The sequence below is a fragment of the Streptomyces sp. DG2A-72 genome (assembly GCF_030499575.1).
In the GTDB taxonomy this organism is placed as follows: domain Bacteria; phylum Actinomycetota; class Actinomycetes; order Streptomycetales; family Streptomycetaceae; genus Streptomyces.
Window position 1 is genome coordinate 1295612 of the sequence record NZ_JASTLC010000001.1, and the last position, 21100, is coordinate 1316711.

At 68.4% G+C, this 21100-nt stretch carries 23 protein-coding genes and 2 pseudogenes; 14 read left to right on the forward strand and 11 right to left on the reverse strand.

All coding sequences use genetic code 11. The features are described 5' to 3' along the window. Positions 1 to 51: 51 nt before the first annotated feature. From bioB to QQY66_RS06250, 5 genes and pseudogenes are all read left to right on the forward strand, one after another. Entirely contained in the window at positions 52 to 1224 is a 1173-nt protein-coding gene (bioB, locus tag QQY66_RS06230) for a biotin synthase BioB (RefSeq protein ID WP_301978074.1), read from the forward strand. After that, positions 1217 to 2497 (forward strand): adenosylmethionine--8-amino-7-oxononanoate transaminase, encoded by a 1281-nt coding sequence (locus QQY66_RS06235; protein WP_301978075.1) that lies wholly within the window; start codon positions 1217 to 1219, stop codon positions 2495 to 2497. Before bioB ends, QQY66_RS06235 begins: the two co-directional genes overlap by 8 nt. Before the next feature lies 1 nt (position 2498). After that, complete coding sequence (bioD, locus tag QQY66_RS06240) at positions 2499 to 3218, forward strand: dethiobiotin synthase (RefSeq protein WP_301978076.1); 720 nt, start codon at positions 2499 to 2501, stop codon at positions 3216 to 3218. A gap of 65 nt (positions 3219 to 3283) precedes the next feature. Next, positions 3284 to 3424, forward strand: a pseudogene (locus QQY66_RS06245) (lipase); the annotation flags it as partial. A 99-nt stretch (positions 3425 to 3523) separates the two neighbouring features. After that, a complete protein-coding gene (locus tag QQY66_RS06250) occupies positions 3524 to 4213 on the forward strand; it encodes a class I SAM-dependent methyltransferase (RefSeq protein ID WP_301978077.1) in 690 nt (229 codons plus the stop codon). Here QQY66_RS06250 and QQY66_RS06255 read toward each other — a convergent pair. Both QQY66_RS06255 and QQY66_RS06260 read right to left on the reverse strand, forming a co-directional pair. Next, positions 4208 to 4582, reverse strand: a complete 375-nt coding sequence (locus QQY66_RS06255) for a fic family toxin-antitoxin system, toxin component (protein ID WP_301978078.1) — start codon at positions 4580 to 4582, stop codon at positions 4208 to 4210. The two genes, QQY66_RS06250 and QQY66_RS06255, sit on opposite strands and share 6 nt — an antisense overlap. Positions 4583 to 4586: 4 nt before the next feature. Continuing rightward, a complete protein-coding gene (locus tag QQY66_RS06260; protein ID WP_155060173.1) occupies positions 4587 to 4826 on the reverse strand; it encodes a toxin-antitoxin system HicB family antitoxin in 240 nt (79 codons plus the stop codon). A gap of 155 nt (positions 4827 to 4981) precedes the next feature. Here QQY66_RS06260 and QQY66_RS06265 point away from each other — a divergent pair, with 155 nt between their 5' ends. From QQY66_RS06265 to QQY66_RS06295, 7 genes and pseudogenes are all read left to right on the forward strand, one after another. After that, a complete protein-coding gene (locus QQY66_RS06265; protein WP_301978079.1) occupies positions 4982 to 5806 on the forward strand; it encodes an ABC transporter ATP-binding protein in 825 nt (274 codons plus the stop codon). Between the two features lie 4 nt (positions 5807 to 5810). Next, positions 5811 to 8378 (forward strand): ABC transporter permease, encoded by a 2568-nt coding sequence (locus tag QQY66_RS06270; RefSeq protein ID WP_301978080.1) that lies wholly within the window; start codon positions 5811 to 5813, stop codon positions 8376 to 8378. Positions 8379 to 8424: 46 nt separating this feature from the next. Further along, the gene (locus QQY66_RS06275; RefSeq protein ID WP_301978081.1) at positions 8425 to 9288 is read left to right on the forward strand and encodes an LLM class F420-dependent oxidoreductase; all 864 of its coding nucleotides are present in this window, start codon (positions 8425 to 8427) and stop codon (positions 9286 to 9288) included. 61 nt (positions 9289 to 9349) lie between these two features. Beyond that, a complete protein-coding gene (locus QQY66_RS06280; protein ID WP_301978082.1) occupies positions 9350 to 9775 on the forward strand; it encodes a GNAT family N-acetyltransferase in 426 nt (141 codons plus the stop codon). 164 nt (positions 9776 to 9939) lie between these two features. Beyond that, positions 9940 to 11274, forward strand: a complete 1335-nt coding sequence (locus tag QQY66_RS06285; protein WP_301978083.1) for a hemolysin family protein — start codon at positions 9940 to 9942, stop codon at positions 11272 to 11274. Continuing rightward, on the forward strand, positions 11271 to 12284 hold the full coding sequence (locus QQY66_RS06290) for a hemolysin family protein (RefSeq protein ID WP_301978084.1): 1014 nt from the start codon (positions 11271 to 11273) through the stop codon (positions 12282 to 12284). Before QQY66_RS06285 ends, QQY66_RS06290 begins: the two co-directional genes overlap by 4 nt. Positions 12285 to 12349: 65 nt before the next feature. Then, positions 12350 to 13084, forward strand: a pseudogene (locus QQY66_RS06295) (SGNH/GDSL hydrolase family protein); the annotation flags it as partial. A gap of 700 nt (positions 13085 to 13784) precedes the next feature. Here QQY66_RS06295 and QQY66_RS06300 read toward each other — a convergent pair. The 6 genes from QQY66_RS06300 to QQY66_RS06330 all read right to left on the reverse strand — a co-directional run bounded on the left by QQY66_RS06300 (position 13785) and on the right by QQY66_RS06330 (position 16959). Beyond that, entirely contained in the window at positions 13785 to 14498 is a 714-nt protein-coding gene (locus QQY66_RS06300; protein WP_301978086.1) for a hypothetical protein, read from the reverse strand. A gap of 56 nt (positions 14499 to 14554) precedes the next feature. Further along, entirely contained in the window at positions 14555 to 14869 is a 315-nt protein-coding gene (locus QQY66_RS06305) for a PadR family transcriptional regulator (protein ID WP_301978087.1), read from the reverse strand. 78 nt (positions 14870 to 14947) lie between these two features. Continuing rightward, on the reverse strand, positions 14948 to 15169 hold the full coding sequence (locus QQY66_RS06310) for a hypothetical protein (RefSeq protein ID WP_301978088.1): 222 nt from the start codon (positions 15167 to 15169) through the stop codon (positions 14948 to 14950). A gap of 254 nt (positions 15170 to 15423) precedes the next feature. Further along, on the reverse strand, positions 15424 to 16257 hold the full coding sequence (locus QQY66_RS06320) for a helix-turn-helix transcriptional regulator (protein ID WP_301978091.1): 834 nt from the start codon (positions 16255 to 16257) through the stop codon (positions 15424 to 15426). Further along, positions 16254 to 16784, reverse strand: a complete 531-nt coding sequence (locus QQY66_RS06325; protein WP_301978092.1) for a DUF6879 family protein — start codon at positions 16782 to 16784, stop codon at positions 16254 to 16256. Before QQY66_RS06325 ends, QQY66_RS06320 begins: the two co-directional genes overlap by 4 nt. After that, positions 16765 to 16959 carry a hypothetical protein gene (locus QQY66_RS06330; protein WP_301978093.1) on the reverse strand — a complete coding sequence of 65 codons (195 nt, stop codon included), beginning with the start codon at positions 16957 to 16959 and terminating at the stop codon, positions 16765 to 16767. The genes QQY66_RS06325 and QQY66_RS06330 overlap by 20 nt, the downstream gene beginning before the upstream one ends. 175 nt (positions 16960 to 17134) lie before the next feature. On the opposite strand from QQY66_RS06330, the gene QQY66_RS06335 reads away from it, so the two are divergent. Together QQY66_RS06335 and QQY66_RS06340 are read left to right on the forward strand one after the other, a co-directional pair. Next, positions 17135 to 18070, forward strand: a complete 936-nt coding sequence (locus QQY66_RS06335; RefSeq protein ID WP_301978094.1) for a hypothetical protein — start codon at positions 17135 to 17137, stop codon at positions 18068 to 18070. Between the two features lie 101 nt (positions 18071 to 18171). Next, positions 18172 to 18720: a hypothetical protein gene (locus QQY66_RS06340; RefSeq protein ID WP_301978095.1), complete on the forward strand. Its 549-nt coding sequence runs from the start codon at positions 18172 to 18174 to the stop codon at positions 18718 to 18720. A 339-nt stretch (positions 18721 to 19059) separates the two neighbouring features. On the opposite strand, the gene QQY66_RS06345 is transcribed toward QQY66_RS06340, so the two are convergent. From QQY66_RS06345 to QQY66_RS06355, 3 genes are read right to left on the reverse strand one after another with little or no spacing between them, the layout of a single operon-like run. Continuing rightward, a complete protein-coding gene (locus QQY66_RS06345; protein ID WP_301978096.1) occupies positions 19060 to 19614 on the reverse strand; it encodes a hypothetical protein in 555 nt (184 codons plus the stop codon). 1 nt (position 19615) lies between these two features. Next, positions 19616 to 19846 carry a hypothetical protein gene (locus QQY66_RS06350; protein WP_301978097.1) on the reverse strand — a complete coding sequence of 77 codons (231 nt, stop codon included), beginning with the start codon at positions 19844 to 19846 and terminating at the stop codon, positions 19616 to 19618. Then, positions 19843 to 20835 (reverse strand): HK97 family phage prohead protease, encoded by a 993-nt coding sequence (locus tag QQY66_RS06355; RefSeq protein ID WP_301978099.1) that lies wholly within the window; start codon positions 20833 to 20835, stop codon positions 19843 to 19845. The genes QQY66_RS06350 and QQY66_RS06355 overlap by 4 nt, the downstream gene beginning before the upstream one ends. Positions 20836 to 21100 lie beyond the last annotated feature (265 nt).

Consider the following 21100-nt stretch of genomic DNA (forward strand, 5'->3'; position numbering starts at 1 on the left):
GTCCGATCTCTCCTTGGCCCGGGGCGGTTCCGTAGGACAGGATCGGACCTCATGGACCTGCTGAACACGCTGGTGGACAAGGGGCTTCGGCGCGAGCTGCCGACCCGCGAGGAAGCACTGGCCGTCCTCGCCACCTCCGACGACGACCTGCTCGATGTGGTGGCCGCGGCCGGCAAGGTACGCCGGCACTGGTTCGGCCGACGGGTGAAACTCAACTACCTCGTCAACCTCAAGTCCGGCCTGTGCCCGGAGGACTGCTCCTACTGCTCCCAGCGGCTGGGCTCCACGACCGGGATCCTGAAGTACAGCTGGCTGGGGCCCGACGAGGCCTCCCAGGCAGCGGCGGCCGGGCTGGCCGGGGGCGCCAAGCGGGTCTGTCTGGTGGCGTCCGGACGCGGTCCCACCGACCGTGACGTGGACCGGGTCGCGGGCACCATCAAGGCGATCAAGGAACAGAACGAGGGCGTCGAGGTGTGCGCCTGCCTCGGTCTGCTCTCCGACGGCCAGGCCGAGCGGCTGCGCGAGGCCGGCGCGGACGCCTACAACCACAACCTCAACACCTCCGAGGCGACGTACGGCGACATCACCACCACCCACACCTACGCCGACCGCGTCGACACCGTGCAGAAGGCGCACGCGGCCGGGCTGTCCGCCTGCTCGGGCCTGATCGCCGGCATGGGCGAGTCGGACGAGGACCTGGTGGACGTCGTCTACTCGCTGCGTGAGCTGGACCCGGACTCGGTTCCGGTCAACTTCCTGATCCCGGTCGAGGGCACCCCGCTCGCCAAGGAGTGGCACCTCACCCCGCAGCGCTGTCTGCGCATTCTCGCGATGGTGCGGTTCGTCTGCCCGGACGTCGAGGTGCGGATCGCGGGCGGCCGTGAGGTCCATCTGCGCACGATGCAGCCTCTTGCCCTGCACCTGGCCAACTCGATCTTCCTCGGCGACTATCTGACCACCGAGGGCCAGGCGGGCCAGGCGGACCTGGAGATGATCGCGGACGCCGGGTTCGAGGTGGAGGGCACGGATCAGGTGACGCTGCCGGAGCACCGGGCGGCCGGCGGGTGCCACGAGGGCGGCGGAGCATGCGGTTCCGCACCTCAGGCCTCCACACCTCAGGACTCCACACCTCAGGCCTCCACATCCCAGATCAACGAGGCCCGTACGGACCTCGTCGCCGTACGCCGCCGGGGCGCCGGAACGGACCTCGCGCCCAATGCCTGACCTGACCGTCCCCGAGCTGCTGGAACTCGACAGGCGGCACGTCTGGCATCCGTACGGGCCCATGCCGGGCTTGGTGGAGCCGCTCGTCGTGGAGTCGGCGAGCGGGGTCCGGCTGAAACTCGCGGACGACGCGGGCGAGTTGATCGACGGCATGTCGTCCTGGTGGTCGGCGATCCACGGCTACCACCACCCCGTGCTCGACGAGGCCGCGCGCGAGCAGCTCGGCAGGATGAGCCATGTGATGTTCGGCGGGCTCACCCACGAGCCCGCCGTACGGCTCGCGAAGCACCTTGTCGACATGTCACCCAACGGCCTGGAGCATGTCTTCCTCACCGACTCCGGTTCGGTGTCGGTCGAGGTGGCGGCCAAGATGTGCCTCCAGTACTGGCGTTCGCTGGGCCGCCCGGCGAAGCAGCGCCTGCTGACCTGGCGCGGCGGCTATCACGGCGACACCTGGCAGCCGATGTCGGTGTGCGATCCCGAGGGGGGGATGCATGACCTGTGGACAGGCGTGCTCCCACGCCAGGTGTTCGCCGACGCGCCGCCGACGGAGTACGACGAGGCGTACGCCGATCACCTGCGCGCGCTGATCGAGCGGCACGCCGACGACCTGGCCGCGGTGATCGTCGAGCCGGTCGTGCAGGGCGCGGGCGGAATGCGGTTCCACTCCCCCGCGTATCTGCGGGTGCTGCGTGAGGCGTGCGACGCGTACGGCGTGCTGCTGGTGTTCGACGAGATCGCGACCGGGTTCGGGCGGACGGGCGCGCTGTTCGCGGCGGAGCACGCGGCGGTGACGCCCGATGTGATGTGCGTCGGCAAGGCTCTGACCGGCGGCTATATGACGATGGCCGCCACCCTGTGCACATCCCGGGTGGCCGAGGGCATCTCGCGCGGCGAGGTGCCGGTGCTGGCGCACGGCCCGACGTTCATGGGCAATCCGCTGGCCGCGTCGGTGGCCTGCGCCTCGATCGAGCTGCTGCTCGGCCAGGACTGGCTCGCGGAGGTGAAGCGGATCGAGGCGGGACTGCGGGAGGGGCTGGCCGAGGCCGCGGCGCTCCCGGGTGTTCGCGATGTCCGCGTCCTCGGTGCCATCGGGGTCGTCCAGCTCGACCACGCGGTGGACATGAGGGCGGCCACGGCGGCGGCCGTGCGCGAGGGCGTGTGGCTGCGGCCGTTCCGCGACCTCGTCTACACGATGCCGCCGTATGTCACGGGCGACACGGACGTCGCACGGATCGCGCGCGCGGTGTGCGCGGCGGCGCGGGAGGGATGACATGCCGGTCCTGGTGATCACGGGCACGGGCACGGAGGTCGGCAAGACCGTCGCGACAGCCGCCGTCGCCGCCGCAGCGCTCGCGGCCGGGCGGTCGGTGGCCGTCCTGAAGGCCGCGCAGACGGGCGTACGACCGGACGAGCGCGGGGACGCCGACGAGGTCGCGCGGCTCGCGGGTGCCGTGACGGCGGTCGAACTCGCCCGGTATCCGGACCCGTTGGCGCCGGCGACGGCCGCGCAACGCGCCGGATGCGCTCCGGTCCACCCGCACGACATCGCCGAGGCCGCCGCCAAGCTGGCCGCCGAGCACGATCTGGTGCTGGTGGAGGGAGCGGGCGGGCTCCTCGTACGGTTCGACCCGGCGGGCGGCACACTGGCGGACGCGGCACGGCTGCTGGCGGCGCCGGTACTGGTCGTGGCCTCAGCCGGCCTGGGCACGCTCAACACGACGGAGCTGACAGCACGTGAAATCCGCTCCCGCCAGCTGGACTTGGCAGGAATCGTGATCGGCAGCTGGCCCAAGGCGCCCGATCTGGCGTCCCGTTGCAATCTCGCGGACCTGCCGATCGTCGCCGACGCCCCGCTGCTCGGCGCGCTCCCCGCCGGGGCCGCCGCGCTCGAACCCGCCGACTTCCGTGCGGCGGCGCCCACTTGGCTGGCACCGCGGCTGGAGGGCATGTGGGACGCGGAGGCGTTCCGGGTACGGGAAGCGCCCCGATAGGGGCGCGGGGGCTGTGTCAATTTGCGGCTCCGCCGCGATGGGGCCCCCGCTCGAGCAAATTCGAGAGTGGGGGAGCAACCAGCTCCCGCCACTACCTCAAGAACCTCGGCGGAACGGCGTACGTCGACGACTTCGTCTCGGTCGCCGGCAGCTCCTTCCTGACCTCGCTCAACTCCGGTGACGGGACGCCGGGCAGTGCGTCGTACCCAGTTACTGGTCCACACGACCCGCGAACGGCCGGGGGTGCGCGGGGCGCGTCCGGGGGACAATCGCGGTAGGCCACTCCATCCGCTCAGGAGGTCGCCATGCCGCAACGGCCCGCCACCGGCTCCGGCAAGGTGTCACGGGATCCCGTGCACCACCCGCTGTTCGCCCGGTACTACGCCCGTATCAGCGTCGCCGCCGAGTCACGCATGGGCATGGGCGCCGTGCGCGACCGCATGCTGTCCGGGCTGTCCGGGCGGGTGATCGAGATCGGGGCGGGCAACGGCCTGAACTTCGCGCACTATCCGAGCGCGGTCTCGGAGGTCGTCGCCATCGAACCGGAGCGCCTGCTGCGGCAGTTGGCGGTGGAGTCCGCGCTGCGGGCCGAGGTGCCGGTGGATGTGGTGCCGGGTGCGGCGGAGGCGTTGCCGGTCAAGAGCGAGGCCTTCGACGCGGTGGTGCTGTCGCTGGTGCTGTGCAGTGTGCGGGACGTCTCGCGGGCGCTCGGCGAGGTGCGGCGGGTGCTGCGGCCCGGCGGTGCCGTGCGGTTCTTCGAGCACGGCAGGGGCGGCGGCCGGGTGATGCGCTTCACCCAGCGCGCGCTGGACAGCACGGTGTGGCCGCGGCTGAACGGGGGCTGCCATGTGGCCCGGGACCCGATCGCCGGACTGCGGGCCGCCGGGTTCGAACTCGGCCCGTACCGGCGGGTGCTGATGCCGGAGAACGGGCCGACGTTGCCGACCTCGTACTGCGTCCTGGGCACGGCGTGGCGGCCTACGGTCGACTCATAGGCTCCACTGCCGCAGTTCCTGCGCGATGTCGTGCACCGTGGCCTGACCGCTCTTGACCAGCCGGGCCAGGTCGCGGACCTGCTCCGGGGAGGTGACGACCTTCAGGCCGCTGGCGACGAGGTAGGCGTACGCGACCGCGGAGGCGAACAGGGCGTTGGAACGCTCCAGCGCGGGCACGTGGATCAGCAGTTGCAGCAGCGAGGCGGCTCGGGCCTGAGGGGTGTCGTAGACAGGGACGTCGAATATCTCGGCCTCATGGCGTGCGACGGCGGCGACGAGCGCGCCCCAGTCGGTGACCTGGGGGTCTCCGGGAGTGTTCTGTTCGGCGAGCATGAGCAGCCAGGCGAGGTCGATTCTGAGATGGCTCAACGGATCAGCGGCGACCTTCGCGTGTGCCTTCACGGTCCGAGCCGAACTCTTCGGCGAACACGGACTCGTACTGCTTCATGAAGTCGGCGGCGGCCTCCACGAAGGTGTGGCCGACCTCCCCGGTGTCCTGTCTGACCAGCTCTTCGATGTAGCGGTTGACGCTCATGCCGCGGGCCAGGGCGCGTTCGCGAGCCGCGCGGGCGGTGCCTTCGTCCACGCGTACGTTCAGCTGGGTCTTCGCCATGCCTCAAAGCTAGCGCCGAAATGCTAGCGGCGGCAAGGGCTCATCCCCAAGGGCTCATCCCATGGGTGGAGACCGACCGGGACCCAACAGGACCCAAGGGGGATACCGAGTGTGCGCCGGATCACATTACGCTCGGCCCTGACAAGGACGTCGCGATGTCCCGAATCGAGGAGGCAGCCTTGTCCGCTTCTGCTGTGGAGCAGGCCTCGGCCGACGGGTTCGCGGCCCGCGCCCGCGGTCTGACCAAGGCGTACGGCTCGGGCGAGACGACGGTGCTCGCCCTCGACTCGGTGGACGTGGACATCACGCGCGGCCGGTTCACGGCGGTGATGGGGCCGTCGGGCTCCGGGAAGTCCACGCTGATGCACTGTCTGGCGGGGCTGGACACCGTCTCGGCGGGCCAGGTGTGGCTCGGCGACACCGAGATCACGGGGCTCAGGGAGCGGGAGCTGACCCGGCTGCGGCGGGACCGGATCGGGTTCATGTTCCAGTCGTTCAACCTCATCCCGACGCTGAACGCGGCCGAGAACATCACGCTGCCCATGGACATCGCCGGCAAGAAGCCCGACGAGAAGTGGCTGGACCAGGTCATCGACACACTCGGGCTGCGGGACCGGCTGAGCCACCGGCCGTCGCAGCTGTCCGGCGGCCAGCAGCAGCGCGTCGCCTGTGCCCGCGCGCTCGCCTCCCGCCCCGAGCTGATCTTCGCCGACGAACCGACCGGCAACCTCGACTCACGGTCCGGGCTTGAGGTGCTCGGCTTTCTGCGCGACGCGGTCGACAACCTCGGGCAGACGGTCGTCATGGTCACCCACGATCCGGGCGCCGCCGCCCACTCCGACCTGGTGCTGTTCCTCGGTGACGGACGGATCGTCGACGAGATGGAGCGGCCGACGGCGGAGGCGGTCCTGGAACGGATGAAGCGGTTCGACGTGATCCGCAGTCAGTACGACGACGCCACGCCCTCGCAGGAGGACTGACCCCGTGCTCAAGGCGACGCTCCGGAGCTTTCTCGCCCACAAGGGACGGCTGCTGCTGTCCGCGCTGGCCGTGATCCTGTCCGTGGCGTTCGTCGCGGGCAGCCTGATCTTCTCGGACACCGTCAGCCGTACCTTCGACCGGCTCTTCGCCTCGACCGCGGCCGACGTCACCGTCAGCCCGAAGGAGAACCTCGACGAAGCACTGCCCTCCGGCTTCACCCCCACCCTGCCCGCCTCGCTGGTGGACCGCGCGGCCCGGGTCGAGGGGGCCGAGTCGGCCCGTCTGGACGTGGACGTGGCGGGCATCACCGTCGCCGACGAGGACAACGAGTCGGTGGGCCCCACCACCGGCGCCCCGACGATCGGCACCATCTGGAACCCGACCGACCGCAGCCCCGTCGAGCTGACCTCCGGTCACGCCCCCGAGGGGCCGAGCCAGGTCCTGCTCGACGCGGACACCGCCGACAGCAAGGACGTGGCGATCGGGGACACGCTCACCGTGATCGCCGCGCCCGGCTCCTTCAAGGCCGAGGTCGTCGGCATCGCCACGTTCACCACCACCAACCCCGGTGCCGCGCTGGTCTTCTTCGACACCGAGACCGCGCAGACCAAGCTGCTGGGCGACCCGGACGCCGGCACCAGCATCTCCGTGGACGCCGCGGACGGCGTCAGCGACCCGCAGCTCAAGCAGCGCGTGGCCGCCGCGCTGGGCGCGGACACCTTCGACTTCCGGACCGCCGACGAGCAGGCCGAGTCGGACGTCGAGCAGCTGGGCGGCTTCCTCGACGTCATCAAGTACGTGATGCTCGGCTTCGCCGGGATCGCCGTCCTGGTCGGTGTGTTCCTGATCGTCAACACCTTCTCGATGCTGATCGCCCAGCGCACCCGCGAACTGGGGCTGCTGCGCGCGCTCGGCGCGGACCGCCGCCAGGTGCGCCGCTCGGTCCTCACCGAAGCGCTGCTGCTCGGCCTCGTCGGCTCCACGCTCGGCCTGGCCACCGGCATCGGGCTCGCCGTCGGGCTCATCGAGCTGATGAGCCTGCTCGGCATGAACATCAGGTCCGCCGACATGGTCATCGGCGTGGCGACACCCGTCTCGGCGTACGTCGTCGGCCTCGGCGTCACCTTCGTGGCGGCGTATCTCCCGGCCCGGCGAGCGGCGGGTGTGTCGCCGATGGCGGCGCTCGCGGACGCCGAGATCGCCGACGTGGGAAAGCCGCTGCGGGTGCGCGCTGTGGTGGGCGCGGTCGTCGGGGCGCTGGGCGCGGCGGCGCTGGTGGGCTGTGCCACGGCGACGCAGACGTCGTCGGCGGCCTCCCTGCTCGGCCTCGGCGTGGTCCTGACGCTCATCGCGACGGTCATCGCGGGCCCACTGCTGGTGCGCCCGGTGATCCGGGTCCTCGGCGGAGCCTTCCCCGCACTGTTCGGTTCGGTCGGCCGGATGAGCCAGCGCAACGCCCTGCGCAACCCCCGCCGTACCGGCGCGACCGCGGCGGCCCTGATGGTCGGGCTGGCGCTGGTCGGCGGGATGTCGGTGGCGAGCGCCTCGATGACCAAGTCGTTCGACGAGCAGATCGACAAGACGCTGGGCGCCGACTTCGTCGTACAGAACAGCAATTTCGTGCCCTTCCCCGAGGAGGTCACCAAGCGGGTGGAGGCGACGGACGGCGTCGGGCTCGTCGTGCGCTCACGGCTCACACCGGTGGCGGTGAGCCTCCCGGACGGGGACCGCGTCGAGACGACGGCCGGGGCGTACGATCCCCGGCTCGACGACGTCGCCAACATCACCTACGCGCAGGGCGACTCGGCGGCGGCGCTGGCCAAGGGGCGGATCGCCATGGACCGGGACTTCGCGCGGGACCACGGCGTGCGCGTCGGGAGCACGATCCCGGTCGAGTTCCAGGGCGGACGTACGGCCGATCTGACGGTGGGCGCGCTGACCGACCAGGACTCCGCCGACGGGTTCGGGACGCAGGGCGGGCTGTTCTTCGGCATGCGCACGATGGAGCGGTACGCGCCGGGCGGCCAGGACTCCGCGGTGTACGTGAACGCCTCCCCCGGCACGAGCACCGACGACCTGCGCACGAATCTGGAGGCGACCCTCGACCCGTATCCGCAGGTGGACGTCCGGGACATCGCCGACTACAAGGAGCTGGTCCACGACCAGATCGCGGTCCTGCTCTACCTCGTGTACGCGCTGCTCGGGCTCGCGATCATCATCGCGGTGCTCGGCGTGGTCAACACCCTTGCCCTGTCGGTCGTCGAGCGGACCCGGGAGATCGGCCTGCTGCGGGCCATCGGACTCGCCCGGCGCCAGCTGCGCCGCATGATCCGGCTGGAGTCGGTGGTGATCGCGGTGTTCGGCGCGGTCCTGGGACTCGCGCTGGGACTGGTGTGGGGCGTGTGCACCCAGCAGGTGCTGGCGCTGCAGGGCATGCAGGCGTTCGCGATCCCGTGGACCACGATCATCGCGGTGGTGATCGGCTCGGCGGTCGTGGGCGTGGTGGCGGCCCTGCTGCCCGCGTTGCGTGCATCCCGCATGAATGTGCTGGCGGCCATCGCGCACGAGTGATGGAATCGCGGCACGCACTCAAGTCGCTTTCAGCTGAGGAGAGTTCATGCCACGCCCGTTCCGCTTCGGTGTCAGTCTGATCACTCCTGCCCCCGCCGCCAAGTGGCGGGCCAAGTGCCGCCGGGCCGAGGAACTCGGCTACGACGTGATCCTGGTCCCGGACCACCTCGGAATGGTCGCGCCCTTCCCGGCGCTGGTCGCCGCCGCCGAAGCGACCGAGCGGCCGCGGCTCGGCACCTTCGTGCTCAACGCCGGGTTCTGGAACCCGACGCTGCTCGCACGCGAGGTGGCGACGACGAACGCGCTGACCGGCGGACGTCTCGAACTCGGGCTCGGCACCGGCTACGTACAGGCCGAGCACGAGGCTGCCGGGCTGCCGTACGGAACGCCACGCGCACGCGTGGACCATCTTCAGCACACGGTCGAGGAGTTGGACCGGCTGCTCGACGCGGACGAGCGGGTGCCGTTGATGATCGGCGGCAACGGCGACCGCATGATGCGCATGACCGCCGAGCACGCCGACATCGCGGCCTTCACGGCGGCGCGTGCGGTGCCCGGGAGCACGACGGGGCAGCTGCTGCCGATCTCTCCCGAGGAACTCGACGAGCGCATCGCCCTGTACCGGCGGCTGGCCGAGGGCCGCAAGGAGCCGGCCGAGCTGAATCTGCTGATCCAGATGGTGACCGTGACGGAGGACCGCGCGGAGGTCGTGCGGCCGTTGGCCGACCGGGTGCCGGACCTGACGCTGGAGCAGGCGCTCGACCTGCCGCTCGTCGTCGTCGGCACCCTGGAGGAGATCACCGCGCAGGTGCGGGCGCAGCGGGAGCGGTACGGGTTCTCGTACCTGACGGTCCTGGAGCCGTACATGGAGGCGTTCGCGCCGGTGATCGGGGCATTGCGGGGCGCGTAGCAGCCCGTCCGAACAGTGGAATGCCGCATGCCAACCGATGCGCCTGTGATGTGATCACGCCATGACTGAGCTGCGGATACGGGCCGCCGGGCCCGACGACCTCGACACCGTTCTGGCCTTCTGGAAGACGGCCGCCGAGGGCACGAGCATCAGCGACGACCGCAACGGCGTGGAGCGGCTGGTCGACCGTGATCCGGATGCGCTGATCATCGCCGAGCAGGGCGGCGATCTGGTGGGCACGGTGATCGCGGGATTCGACGGCTGGCGCTGCCATCTGTACCGGCTGGCCGTGCATCCGGACCGCCGCCGTCAGGGGATCGGTGCGGCGCTGCTGGCCGCCGCGGAGGAGCGGTTCGTGCGGCTCGGCGGGCGCCGTGGGGACGCGATGGTGCTGCAGCGCAACGAAACCGCCCACCATGCCTGGCGCGCGGCGGGGTACGCGCCTCAGGAGCAGTGGCGGCGCTGGATCAAGCCCTTCGGAGAGTAGGGGGCCGCCCGGCATCTTTGCTCGTCCTTTACCCTTGGAGACCACTTCGGTTCTCCTTCGGTTTCCACGGAAAGGTGTGAGCGTCCGCCCATGGGCGAGCCTCCCAGTAGACGACATCGCGCGATCCTCCCCGCTCTGCCCGATCATGGGACGGGGGTGACCCGATGACCGAAGTGCTCCTCCTCCTGGTGGCGATCCTGCTGTCGATGGCCTGCGGCGCCTTCGTCGCGGCGGAGTTCTCGCTCACCACGGTCGAACGCGGCGAACTCGAACGGGCCGTGGAGCGCGGCGAGCGGGGCGCCGCGGGGGCGTTGAAGGCCGTACGGAACCTGACCTTCCAGCTCTCCGGGGCGCAGCTCGGCATCACCGTCACCAATCTGGTCGTCGGCATGCTCGCCGAGCCGTCGATCGCCGCGCTGATCGCGGGCCCGCTGGAGTCGATGGGCATCTCGCGCTCCACCGCGTCCTCGATCGCCCTGGTGCTGGGTACGGCCCTGTCGACCGTAGTGCTGATGGTCGTCGGCGAGCTGGTGCCGAAGAACTGGGCGATCTCGTCGCCGCTGGCCGTGGCCAAGCGCGTCGGCAACGCGCAGCGCTGGTTCAGCGCCGCCTTCCGGCCCTTCATCGCGCACCTCAACAACACGGCGAACCGGATCGTGCGCCTCTTCGGCGTGGAGCCCGCCGAAGAACTGGCCTCCGCGCGCGGACCGCAGGAACTGGCGGCGCTCGCCCGGCACTCCGCCCGCGAAGGCGCACTGGAGGCCGACACCGCCGAGCTGTTCGTGCGGACCCTGAACCTCGCCGACCTGACCGCGGAGAACGTGATGACGCCCCGCGTGCAGGTCTTCGCCCTCGACGTCCAGGCGACCTGCGAGGACGTGGCGAACGCGACCCGGGCCACGGGCCTGTCCCGGTTCCCCGTCTTCCGCGGCAACCTCGACTCGGTCGTGGGCACCGCGCACATCAAGGACGTGCTGGCGGTGCCCGCGGAGCGCCGGGCGCGCGTGCGGGTCGCGGAACTCATGCGCGAGCCGCTGCTCGTGCCCGAGTCGCTGACCGTCGACCGGCTGCTGGACCGGCTGTCCGGCAAGCGCACGATGGCCGTCGTCATCGACGAGTACGGCGGTACGGCGGGCGTGGCCACGCTGGAGGACATCGTCGAGGAGGTCGTCGGCGAGGTGCGGGACGAGCACGACCCGCACGAGACGCCCGACCTGGCCGTCGCGGGCAGCGACGACGACGGACGCGCACAGTTCTCGGCGGACGGCGCCGCCCGCATGGACCAGCTCGCGCGCGTCGGACTGAGGGCGCCGGAGGGGCCGTACGAGACGCTGGCCGGTCTCGTGGCGCACGAGCTCGGCCGCATACCGGCCGTCGGTGACTGTGTCGAGGTCGTGGGCTGGCGACTCGACGTGGTCGACGCGTCGGGCCGCAGGGCGGCGCGCGTGCTGCTGCATGCGCCGCTGGACGACGTACGCGACGGGGAGGGCGAGCGATGACCGCCGTACAGCTTCTGATCGGTTTCGCGACCCTGGTCGTCAACGCCTTCTTCGTGGGCGCCGAGTTCGCGCTGATCTCGGTGCGCCGCAGCCAGATCGAGCCGCACGCCGAGCAGGGCGACCGGCGGGCCAAGAGCGTGCTGTGGGGTCTGGAGCATGTGTCCGCGCTGATGGCCGCGGCACAGCTCGGCATCACACTGTGCACGCTGGTCCTGGGTGTCGTCGCGGAGCCGGCGATCGAGCATCTGCTGGAGCCGGCGTTCCACGCGCTCGGTGTGCCGGAGGGTGCGGGGCATGTGGTGTCGTTCGCGATCGCGCTGGCCCTGGCGACATATCTGCACATGCTGCTCGGCGAGATGGTGCCGAAGAACATCGCGCTGGCCGAGCCGGTGCGCAGCGCGCTGGTCCTCGGACCGCCGCTGGTCGCCCTGTCGCGGACGCTGCGCCCGGTGATCTTCACGATCAACGCCTTCGCGAACGGCCTGCTGAAGCTGTTGCGCGTGGAGACCAAGGACGAGGTGACCGCGACCTTCTCGGACGCCGAGCTGGCCCGTCTGGTCCGGGACTCCGGCGAGGCCGGCCTCATCGACGAGCGGGCGCGGGAGCGGCTGCACGACGCCCTGGAACTGGGCCGACGGCCCGTGCACGACGTCGTGCTTCCGCTGGAACGCGTCGTCTACGCGCGCGTGGGCGTCACGCCCGAGCAGTTGGAGGGGCTGTCGGCCGAGTCCGGGTTCTCCCGCTTCCCGGTCGTGGACGAGGGGCGGCGCATCGTCGGGTATCTGCATGTGAAGGACGCACTGGACAAGATGCCGCGGGACCTGCCGTTCGAGGTCCGGGAGATGCGGTCCATCGCGCGCGTGCGGGCCGGCACACCGCTGGACGACGTGCTCACCGCGATGCGGCGCAGCCGTACGCATCTCGCCGCGGTGCTGGGCGACGACGGGCGGCTGGCAGGGCTGGTGACGATGGAGGACGTCCTGCGGGAGCTGTTCGGGCAGCGGACCTGACCCGTGTCCGGCGGAACAGGCCGACCGACCGACGGGTATGGAACCGGGATACCATCTCTGTCGCCATGCAGAAGAACCCCACTTTCACCAGCCTGGTCGCGGTCGGCGACTCGTTCACCGAGGGCATGTCGGACCTGCTGCCGGACGGCTCCTACCGGGGCTGGGCCGATCTCCTCGCCGGGCGGATGGCCGCCCGCGCGCCCGGTTTCCGGTACGCGAACCTCGCGGTGCGCGGCAAGCTGATCCGGCAGATCGTGAACGAGCAGGTGGACGTGGCGGTCGCCATGGAAGCCGACGTGATCACGCTGGTGGGCGGGCTCAACGACACACTCCGCCCCAAGTGCGACATGGGGCAGGTGCGCGGTCTCCTGGCGGAGGCCGTGGAACGGCTGGCGCCCGCCTGCAAGCAACTGGTGCTGATGCGCAGCCCCGGCCGTCAGGGCCCGGTCCTTGAACGGTTCCGGCCCCGCATGGAGGAGCTGTTCGTCTGCGTCGACGACCTCGCCGCACGGCACGGCGCGGTCGTCGTCGACCTGTACGGGGCCCCCTCGCTGGGCGACCCGCGCCTGTGGGACGTGGACCGGCTGCACCTGACGGCCGACGGGCACCGCCGGGTCGCGGAGGCGGTGTGGCAGGCGCTCGGCTACGAGTCCGAGGACACCGAGTGGCGCACCCCGCCGCCCGCCACCGCGCCGCCCGGGTGGGCTACGCGCCGGGTCGCCGACGCCCGATTCGCCAGGCAGCACCTGCTCCCGTGGATCGGCCGCCGGCTGACCGGCCGGTCCTCGGGCGACAATGTTTTTCCGTTGTCAGTCCCCAACTGGGATGATCCCGTATGTGCCGTGCACTGCCGTGAGATCGGCTGCTACTGGACCTGGGACGACCTCTGGCCGGACGGTCCACCCGCTGTGGCCCCGCATACGCATAGGGCGGTCGGCCCGTCGGAGCCGTGCGTCGTGTGCGCCACGCCAGCCCACTAGCCAACAGGCACCGCGCTGCGCACACGTCACTCCTCCTCGCGGGTCACGCGGGCGGCGGACACCCGTCAGCGCCGCCGTCTCTCAGGCGGCGAGCGCGGGTGGGACAAGGCGGTGAATTAGGGCCGTACGAGATTTCGCAGAAGATCGACGAACCGGCGGTCACCGATTTAGTCAAGCCGACCTAGCACGAGGAGCAGGACTGGTCTTGTCAACCTCCGGTTGACGCTTGTAGTGATAACGCCAGTTACCGCTACAAGCGTCAACCGTTGATTGACATCCAGGCGACCCTAAAAGCATCTAAATGAGGGCTTCCATGGCGTGAGCCCTGCGTCATCACCCTCCACCCGTTCCAGCGCCAGCGGCTGGCCAGGGCGCGGTCGCGCGTGCGATCGACCCTTGAGGGCACCACCCCCGTCAACCCGGGCTTGACGCTGGTAGCGGTAACTGGCGTTACCACTACTTCCGTCAACTGAAGGTTGACGCACGTTATCCCCGCACGGTCCCCGAATCACCCGTGTGGCTACTCCTCTGGTGGAGCGCTCACGGCCGCAAGCTCGATGCCGCGCACGCGGCGCAGCCAGCGGGCCAGGACGTACAGCCCCGCCCCGAGAATCCCGCACGGCTCCCAGACCTCCGTCACCAAAGCCGGGATCCCGCCGTCATCGACAATGTAGATCGCCTGCGCACCGACGATGGAGGCGATGAATCCGTTCGTACGTGAGTCCTGCGACAGCAGCCAGTCCACCGGGCGCCACAACGGGCGGACCAGATCACTCGCCCGCATCCGGATCGCCGCGATGAGAAATCCCAGGGCGAGCATCAACCGTTGCCACGAAGAGAGGAAGACGTCGCTATCAGGGTCACCGGCAAGGATGGCCGTCCATTCCTCACACAGATGGGAACGTTGCGGACCTGCGATCCACGTGGCCAGTGACACGGCCCGCCTTGCCCGGGGCCGCATCGTCTCCCATCCCCCAGCTCTGGCGTACTGGACGTCATGCAGCGCGAACTGGCCAGTCTTGTTATTCACCTTCGCCACGCCACGAAGGCGGGCGGTGAAGTTGAAGCACAAGACCGTCTGCGATGCGAGCGCACGGCTCCCTACTTCGATCGCCGTGTTCTGTACAAAGTGGAACTGCGATAGGTCGCCCCGCTGGTACCGGTGGGCGACCGAAAGCAGGCGGATCTGCTGGTCTCGGGGAAGATCCTCAAATGCGCGTTGCGCGTTGGGCATGATCGATACGTGGACGCGGTCGAAGTTCCGGGCGGGGACGTAACTGCTCTCTCGGCTCACGCGATACCGCCTGCGAGGCCAAACCGAGAACGCCGCGCGCGTCGCGCCTCCAGCGCAGCGCCTGCCTGCGCGCGACCTGTTCCGGTGAGTTCGTAATAGCGGCGGGCAGGACGGCCTGGATGCGGCTCGGTCTCGTCGTAGCTCGCCACCCAGCCGCGCTCCAACAGCCGATCCAGGATCGGGTACACGGTGCCGGAGCCGAGGTCTGCGTCGCGGCAGATGCTGAGCCCCCAAGCAGGGGCGTCGTCCGTCGCGGCCAGCAGCACCTCCAGCACGGCGATGGTCGGCTTTGTAAGCCTCGGAGCGGTCATGGCTCCATTAGAGCATGTGTCGAGTACGACAGACTGTCATTTCGGCGGAGACGATGGGAAGTTGGGCCGCAGCAGGGCCTACTCGACACGCTCGACCAGGGCGAACGACGTGCAGATGCGCCGGAAGCCGCCGTGGCCCGTCATGCCGGTGTGACGCATGCATTCGACGTCCACTGCCGCGTCGTCGGTCGAGGGGGTGGCCGTCCACTCGCACTTCAGGCACTCGGCCTCGAACGTCACGTCGGTGTCCGGGTGCTGGGTGATCCGGTGTCGCACGTAGCGCAGGATCGAGCGGGTCACCGTCGCCCCCTCGTACGGTGCGGGTGGTTCCGGATCTCCACGTCGGCGTCCGTCGCGGCTGACAGGTCGCCTCTGTCGCGTGCTTCCTGCCTCTGCTGGACCAATGCGGCGCACACGTCGCAGTTCGACGCCGGTTCCGGGGGCGCGATGGGTACGGCCAGGTGGACCGGCCCTGTCATGGTCGTCTGTTGCATGGACTACTCCCCGCCTGGATCTCGATTCGGACCCATCGTTGGGGCTACGTGCAACTCGGCCTAGCCGCTTTCCCGTTGCCGCAAAAGGTCGTTCCGGATGCCCTCCAAGTGGGTTCTCATGCCGTCGCCGTGAAGCGCCCCTTCGGCGAATCCGTCGAACTTGGCGACGTACAGAGCGACATCGCGAGGGTCGGTGACGATGACTTCCGCGTGCACAGTCTCCACGGTGACCGCGCGGTCGTCCCGGATGACGAAGGCGTGGTTGGGGATGTCATGCTTCGGCCCGGCCAGGGGCACCACGCGCACATCGATGTTGGGGTGGCGCGACAGAGAGATCAGCCGGTCCAACTGCCCGGCCATGACGAGTGGCGGCACGATCAGCCATCGCAGTACGGGCTCAGTGATCACGAACCTGAGTGTCTTGCTGATGTCGTAGAGAACCTCTTGCCGCTCCAGCCGTGCACTCACGGTCTCCCGAACCGTGGCCTCACTCAGGTCGTCGTGCCGGGACAGGATCGCCCGCATGTACTCCGGGGTCTGGAGCAAGCCGGGCACGAGAGCGGGCTGGAAGAGCCGCAGGAGGGTCATGCGGGTCTCTACGGCCTTGAGCTGCCTCTGCGCCTTATGGAGCCCCGCACGCTGGATGAGACGCCAAGCTGTGGTCTCCGTGGCGACGGCACGGGCCGCGTCCATGTACTCAGCTTTGACGTCGTCCGAGACGCCGATGGCTGTCAGGATGCGCTCGACGTCGTCCGCAGTGGGAGCGAGCTTGCCGGTCTCGATCTTGCTCAGCTTGCTGGCGGACATGACAGCGCTGCGGGCTACCGCCTTGGCTTCCTTGCCGGATGCCTGTCGCAGTACCCGCAGTGCTGCACCTAGCTCGGAACGGTTCACTCGGCGTGCTTGGCCCACCAGTCTCTGAACGGCTCGGCGTGCGCGAGGGCGGTATCCCGGTGGGCGACGAACTCTGGGCCTCGGTCGTCGGGCAGGACGTCGGCTCCGAGGAACTTGCCGTCGTCGCTGTAGTGCATTGGCGAGGCCGTCGTCGAGTCGAACAGCCAGAAGTCGCCGACCCCGTCCGGTAGGGGGTTGGGCCGGTCGGTCACGTCGAGGATGTAGAACTCCTCGCCGGCCGTTGCGTTGATGACGTACCCCCAGCCCAACTCGAAGCGCAGATACGGAGTTAGAGGCCGCGTCACAACGTGCACGCGGTACATGCGGCGCCCGGCCTCGGTGTGCGTGCGCACCTCTTCGAGCCAGTCGGCGTTGTAGTCGGCGGGCTTGTCCTGGCCGTCGAGGAAGGCCCGGTACGCGTCCACGCTCCCCGAGTTGCTGTAGTCGTCCAGGGTCTCCAGCCGGAACGCCTCGCGCTGGAACGTGTCGAAGAGGCCGCCGAGTGTCCTAGGCGTCGAGCTGGTCACCGAACGCCTTCCGGATCAGGTCCATCGGGATCTCGACGAGGGTCTCGTGCGCCGGGATGTTCAGCCCGTGGTCGGTCGGTGTCTCGCCCTGGACCAGGAGCGTGCCCCGGTCCGTCTGGTAGATGGTCGGGCAGTCCCTCTTGTCGCACGTCGTCGCCAGCATGGTCACCTTCACAAGCGTTCCCCTTCCCGTGGCAGTCGTCTGTCTCGACTGATCGTTCCGGCGCAGGTGCCAGTGGGGCAAGGGGTCCGAGTTTCCGGAACGGGAAAGCGGACAGTCCCCTCGACGCCTCTGCGGCGCCCCCGCAATCTGGTCGCACCTATACGGCCAATGCGGCTAACGTCCTGTCATGAACGATTCGCTCTCCATCGAGAGCTTCTTCCGGGGCGCCAAGAAGGCCGCCCACAAGGCCATGGACGACCATGGCCGCGCGGAGTATGACGAGTTCGCGCTGCACGCCGGAGTCGCCGTCGAGCGGCTCGCCAAGGCGGCGCTCACCTCGAAGAACCCGGTCTACATCGCCGAGCCCCGCAACGCCGACACGATGCTGTACCTCGGCGGACACCTCCAGATGGACCAGGACAAGGTCCGCACCGTCGGGGCCAAGGACGCCATCACCCTTCTCCGGAAGATCGGCGTTCTCGCGCCGAAGGACGACCAGCTCGAACTGCTGATCGCGATGCGGAACGGGGCGGCCCACGCCTCCACCGACAGCACCTTGGCCAAGGGAATGATCTCTCCGCTCGCGCGGACGATCGAGACGCTGCTCAACGATCTGGGCAAGACGCTGGACGCCTTCTGGGAGCGGTGGACGGATGCCGTGAAGGCCGCCGTGAACGAGCGGGAAGACCAGGTCTTCCGCGACGTCCGGCTCCGGATCACCCAGGCCCGGCACGCCTTCGAGGACCGTTTCGTGGGTCTCCCGGCGGAGGTGAAGGAGGGGGCCCTCAGGGCACCCCAGCCTCGCAATGAGGAGTGGTTCGTCCGGCCCACGGAGTACGTGAAGGACGGCATCATCGTCCTGAAGACCACCGGTGGCGAGTGCCCAGCCTGCGGCGGGCAGGGCCTCCTTACATGGGAGCCCGTCCAGCGAACGGCCACAGACACGCACTACTCCGCGAACGGTTTCGGCTGCTACCTGTGCACCTTCGAGGCGAGTGGTCCGGAGGAGATGTCCGTCCTCCGTAAGATCAACAGCAGCACGGGCGTGGTGACTGTATCCGTCACGCACGGACCGACCCTTCCATCTGAGGCGCTGAAGGCCCTGGACGAAAGCGAAGGCTGATTCACACCTCGAAGGCCCCGGCTCCCAGAGTCGGGCCCTATCGCATGGCCCAGAATCGCAGCACCCCCCGCTAAGAGGTCCCTTCGTTCAAACTCTCTTGTATGGATGCAGGGTTGGCGGCAGTGCTGGGTGCGTTGGCGGGGGCGGTTGCGACGACCGGGGCGGCGGTCGCCACCGGATGGGCGGCGCGCGAGCAGGCGAAGATCGCAGCGCGAGGCGAGCACCGTCGGCAGCGACGTGACGCACGGCAGGCCGTGTACGAGGAGTTCATCGAACTAACGGAGGTTCTGACAGACAGGGTCATCAAAATTTCCGATTTGTCTGCGCCAACGTTCGACCAGATTCATGCAGCAGAAGCGGATGTTTGGGCATCTTGGGAGGGTGTGAGAGGCGTATTCACAAAGGTCAGGCTAGCTGGACCCGATTACGTCTCTCAGGCGGCGGTCGAGGTGAGGAAGTCATGCACTTTGGTCGCAGTTAGAATGACTGCAGTCAAAAAGTGCTCCAGCCCTGACAGTCGCGACCCCGAGGAACTCGCGGGCGTAAAATGGGTTGCGCTTACTGAGTCTCTCACTCAGCTCATAGTGGAACACGGCGCCTTCATTGGGATCGCCCAGGTTGCTTTGGATGATGACGGAACCTCGAAGTAGTCTCGGTCGGCAGGAATTTTTGACGCGCAAAAAAACGCGGAAGAGGTCGGGTCGGGTCGGATTCAGAATGATCTTGGTGACCCCCTCCCCCTTCTACTCACTGACACACCCTCAGCCTTAAGGGGACGCCTTTGGCCTCAAGCAAATCCAAAACTCTTTACTCTTAATTGTTTTTCAATTTGATAAATGAATTTGATTGTTGATTTAACACTGAAGAACGCACGAAGAGGCAAACGTAACGAGTGGGTGATGGGGAGCAGGGGGAGAGGGGGGCGACGGACCCTCACCCCGAGGCCCACCCTCAGACCGAGGGGTAGCGCCCTTCGCCTGCTCCCGATGTCACACCGCCTCTGGCCAGCTCGCCCGGTCCCGGGCGATACGCCTCGCCTGTTCCGAGTGACGCACGGCCTGACCGGCTTTCACCCGGGCCTTCCTCAGCAACTGCTCCGCCTCGTCCAACTCCTCCCGTCGCTGGGTGAGTTCGCCTCGAAGCCGATCAAGGCGGGGGTGCGGTTTCGGTCGCCGCCCACTGTAAGCGGCCGCATACTGCGCCTCGGCGTCTTCATTGACAGCGGCCCGCACGGAGAGTTCGGCATCGGCCCACGCCTTCGACTTGGCCTCGTACTCCTCTTCCGCCTCGGCCTCCACCTTCTGAGCCTCGGCGATACGGGGCGCACACTCATCGATGACCTCTTGCTCGGCCTTGATAATGGGCTCTGGCGTCCGGGGCCTCGTTCGCATCCGCCACAGAGCGCCGCCGTTCACGCAGTACCAACCCGCGACCACTTCACGGCATCCGTATTCGCTGGTCGCGCCGTTGCAGTAGCTGCAGACAGCAGGAGTGCCGGCGTTGGCAACTGCCACCGTTTTCGAGGTAGTTCGACGTGCGGCCATGTCAGTGCTCCTCGGCCTCGGCCAGGTGGATGTTGATCGCACGGGTGATCGCGTCGATCAGATGCTGCGACTCCGGGATGCCCCTGTTCAAGATCACGTTCCGGAGGAGAGCTCTCGCATTCGAGTCGGCCAACTCCGGGAGGTCGGGGCCGACTCGGAGCAGTTCGCGCAACTCCTGTTGCTTCAACTCCGTATTGCTCGGGCTGCGACGCCTGTCATCGGTGTTGCTCATGGGCTGATCTCTTTCCGTATCTGGTCTTCGAATGCCGTGGCACCAGCTTCGTCCATCCCCGCGAGGTGAGCAGCCTCATGCCCGGTAATGAAGGCGGCCTCATCGGGACTGAGTTCGGCGTTGAGATGGATGACCGTCGGTTCCAGTGAAGGCCTGGTGAGGCCCTTTATCACGATCCCCGGCATCGAGAAGAAATCGGCGTGCTCTGGGCCGAACGCCTTGTCACCGAACCGGGTCCGGGTGCCGTAGTCCACCTCTTCGGTAAAAAAGCGGACCCGCACGGCGTCGGGATTCAAGCCCAGGCGCGGCGCATAGCGATGGACGGCTGCCCAGGCTGCGGCTTTGACCTCGATGTCGACCATGGACTCCGCGACAGTGCTGTAGCCGGAGCCGTGATCCCGCATGAAGCGATCTTTGGATTCGATCAGTTGGGCAAGGCACATCTCCGCGTCTAGGCGTCGCTTCATGTCTTCGAGTTCGAACTGCTGGAGCTGCGCCTTCGCGCTTTCGAGAATCGCCCGCTGCGTGTTCGCACTCTTTATGGCCAGCGTCCTCGTATTATCGTTCGCGCCGCGCAGAACGGGACTGACCTCAAACAGGCGCACCTTCTTAATGAACCTGACGCGCTGGCCATTGAACGTTCCGCGTTCGCTGTCGATCACGTCAAAACCCCAACTCCAACGCGCCAAAGGTCCAAGCTGCTTGAGCGTCTCGTAAGTGTCCCGACCCCCCGTAGTGTCGAAGAGCTTCGCCGTGAACGTCGCTCGCCCGGCGTCGGCGCTAACTACGCCCTTGCCAACGGGAAGTTGGTCTTCCCAACTCTTGTGGTTAAAAGCCGACATCGGCACTTCAACGCCGTGCGGGATAGCCCCGGGCAGTACCACGTCGCCGTCGCTGTCAACCTCGTTGAAGATGCTGAAGGCCGCCACTACATCTTTGCCGGTCGATTTAAGCTCGACGTCCGCTGGCGCGTATATCTTCCGCTGCATGTCAGTTAATCCTCCTCCCTCTTCCGGATTATGCGTTCCTTGTCGAAAAACCAGCGGCCGCCAACCTGGGTACCGCCCAGTTGAACCGCCTTCCGTGTCACCGAACGCGCTGTCACCCCAAGGATTTCGGCAACATCGGCCGCACCTATCAATTGTCGACCAGTGTCCGAGACCGGACGCATTCCTGACTTCCGCTGGACGAGTTCGTCGGCGATACGCCGTAGTTCCTGCCTCTGTGTCGGGTTCAGCTCTCGCGCAAATCGCG

Excerpts from the sequence above, each read along its gene's own strand:
- QQY66_RS06345 (WP_301978096.1), bottom strand. The coding sequence starts at position 19,614 with ATGGCCGCACGTCGAACTACCTCGAAAACGGTGGCAGTTGCCAACGCC.
- QQY66_RS06280 (WP_301978082.1), top strand. The coding sequence starts at position 9,350 with ATGACTGAGCTGCGGATACGGGCCGCCGGGCCCGACGACCTCGACACC.
- QQY66_RS06285 (WP_301978083.1), top strand. The coding sequence starts at position 9,940 with ATGACCGAAGTGCTCCTCCTCCTGGTGGCGATCCTGCTGTCGATGGCC.
- QQY66_RS06355 (WP_301978099.1), bottom strand. The coding sequence starts at position 20,835 with ATGCAGCGGAAGATATACGCGCCAGCGGACGTCGAGCTTAAATCGACC.
- QQY66_RS06350 (WP_301978097.1), bottom strand. The coding sequence starts at position 19,846 with ATGAGCAACACCGATGACAGGCGTCGCAGCCCGAGCAATACGGAGTTG.
- QQY66_RS06260 (WP_155060173.1), bottom strand. The coding sequence starts at position 4,826 with ATGGCGAAGACCCAGCTGAACGTACGCGTGGACGAAGGCACCGCCCGC.
- QQY66_RS06250 (WP_301978077.1), top strand. The coding sequence starts at position 3,524 with ATGCCGCAACGGCCCGCCACCGGCTCCGGCAAGGTGTCACGGGATCCC.
- QQY66_RS06265 (WP_301978079.1), top strand. The coding sequence starts at position 4,982 with ATGTCCCGAATCGAGGAGGCAGCCTTGTCCGCTTCTGCTGTGGAGCAG.
- QQY66_RS06335 (WP_301978094.1), top strand. The coding sequence starts at position 17,135 with ATGAACGATTCGCTCTCCATCGAGAGCTTCTTCCGGGGCGCCAAGAAG.
- bioB (WP_301978074.1), top strand. The coding sequence starts at position 52 with ATGGACCTGCTGAACACGCTGGTGGACAAGGGGCTTCGGCGCGAGCTG.
- QQY66_RS06290 (WP_301978084.1), top strand. The coding sequence starts at position 11,271 with ATGACCGCCGTACAGCTTCTGATCGGTTTCGCGACCCTGGTCGTCAAC.
- QQY66_RS06305 (WP_301978087.1), bottom strand. The coding sequence starts at position 14,869 with ATGACCGCTCCGAGGCTTACAAAGCCGACCATCGCCGTGCTGGAGGTG.
- bioD (WP_301978076.1), top strand. The coding sequence starts at position 2,499 with ATGCCGGTCCTGGTGATCACGGGCACGGGCACGGAGGTCGGCAAGACC.
- QQY66_RS06275 (WP_301978081.1), top strand. The coding sequence starts at position 8,425 with ATGCCACGCCCGTTCCGCTTCGGTGTCAGTCTGATCACTCCTGCCCCC.
- QQY66_RS06340 (WP_301978095.1), top strand. The coding sequence starts at position 18,172 with ATGGATGCAGGGTTGGCGGCAGTGCTGGGTGCGTTGGCGGGGGCGGTT.
- QQY66_RS06300 (WP_301978086.1), bottom strand. The coding sequence starts at position 14,498 with ATGCCCAACGCGCAACGCGCATTTGAGGATCTTCCCCGAGACCAGCAG.
- QQY66_RS06235 (WP_301978075.1), top strand. The coding sequence starts at position 1,217 with ATGCCTGACCTGACCGTCCCCGAGCTGCTGGAACTCGACAGGCGGCAC.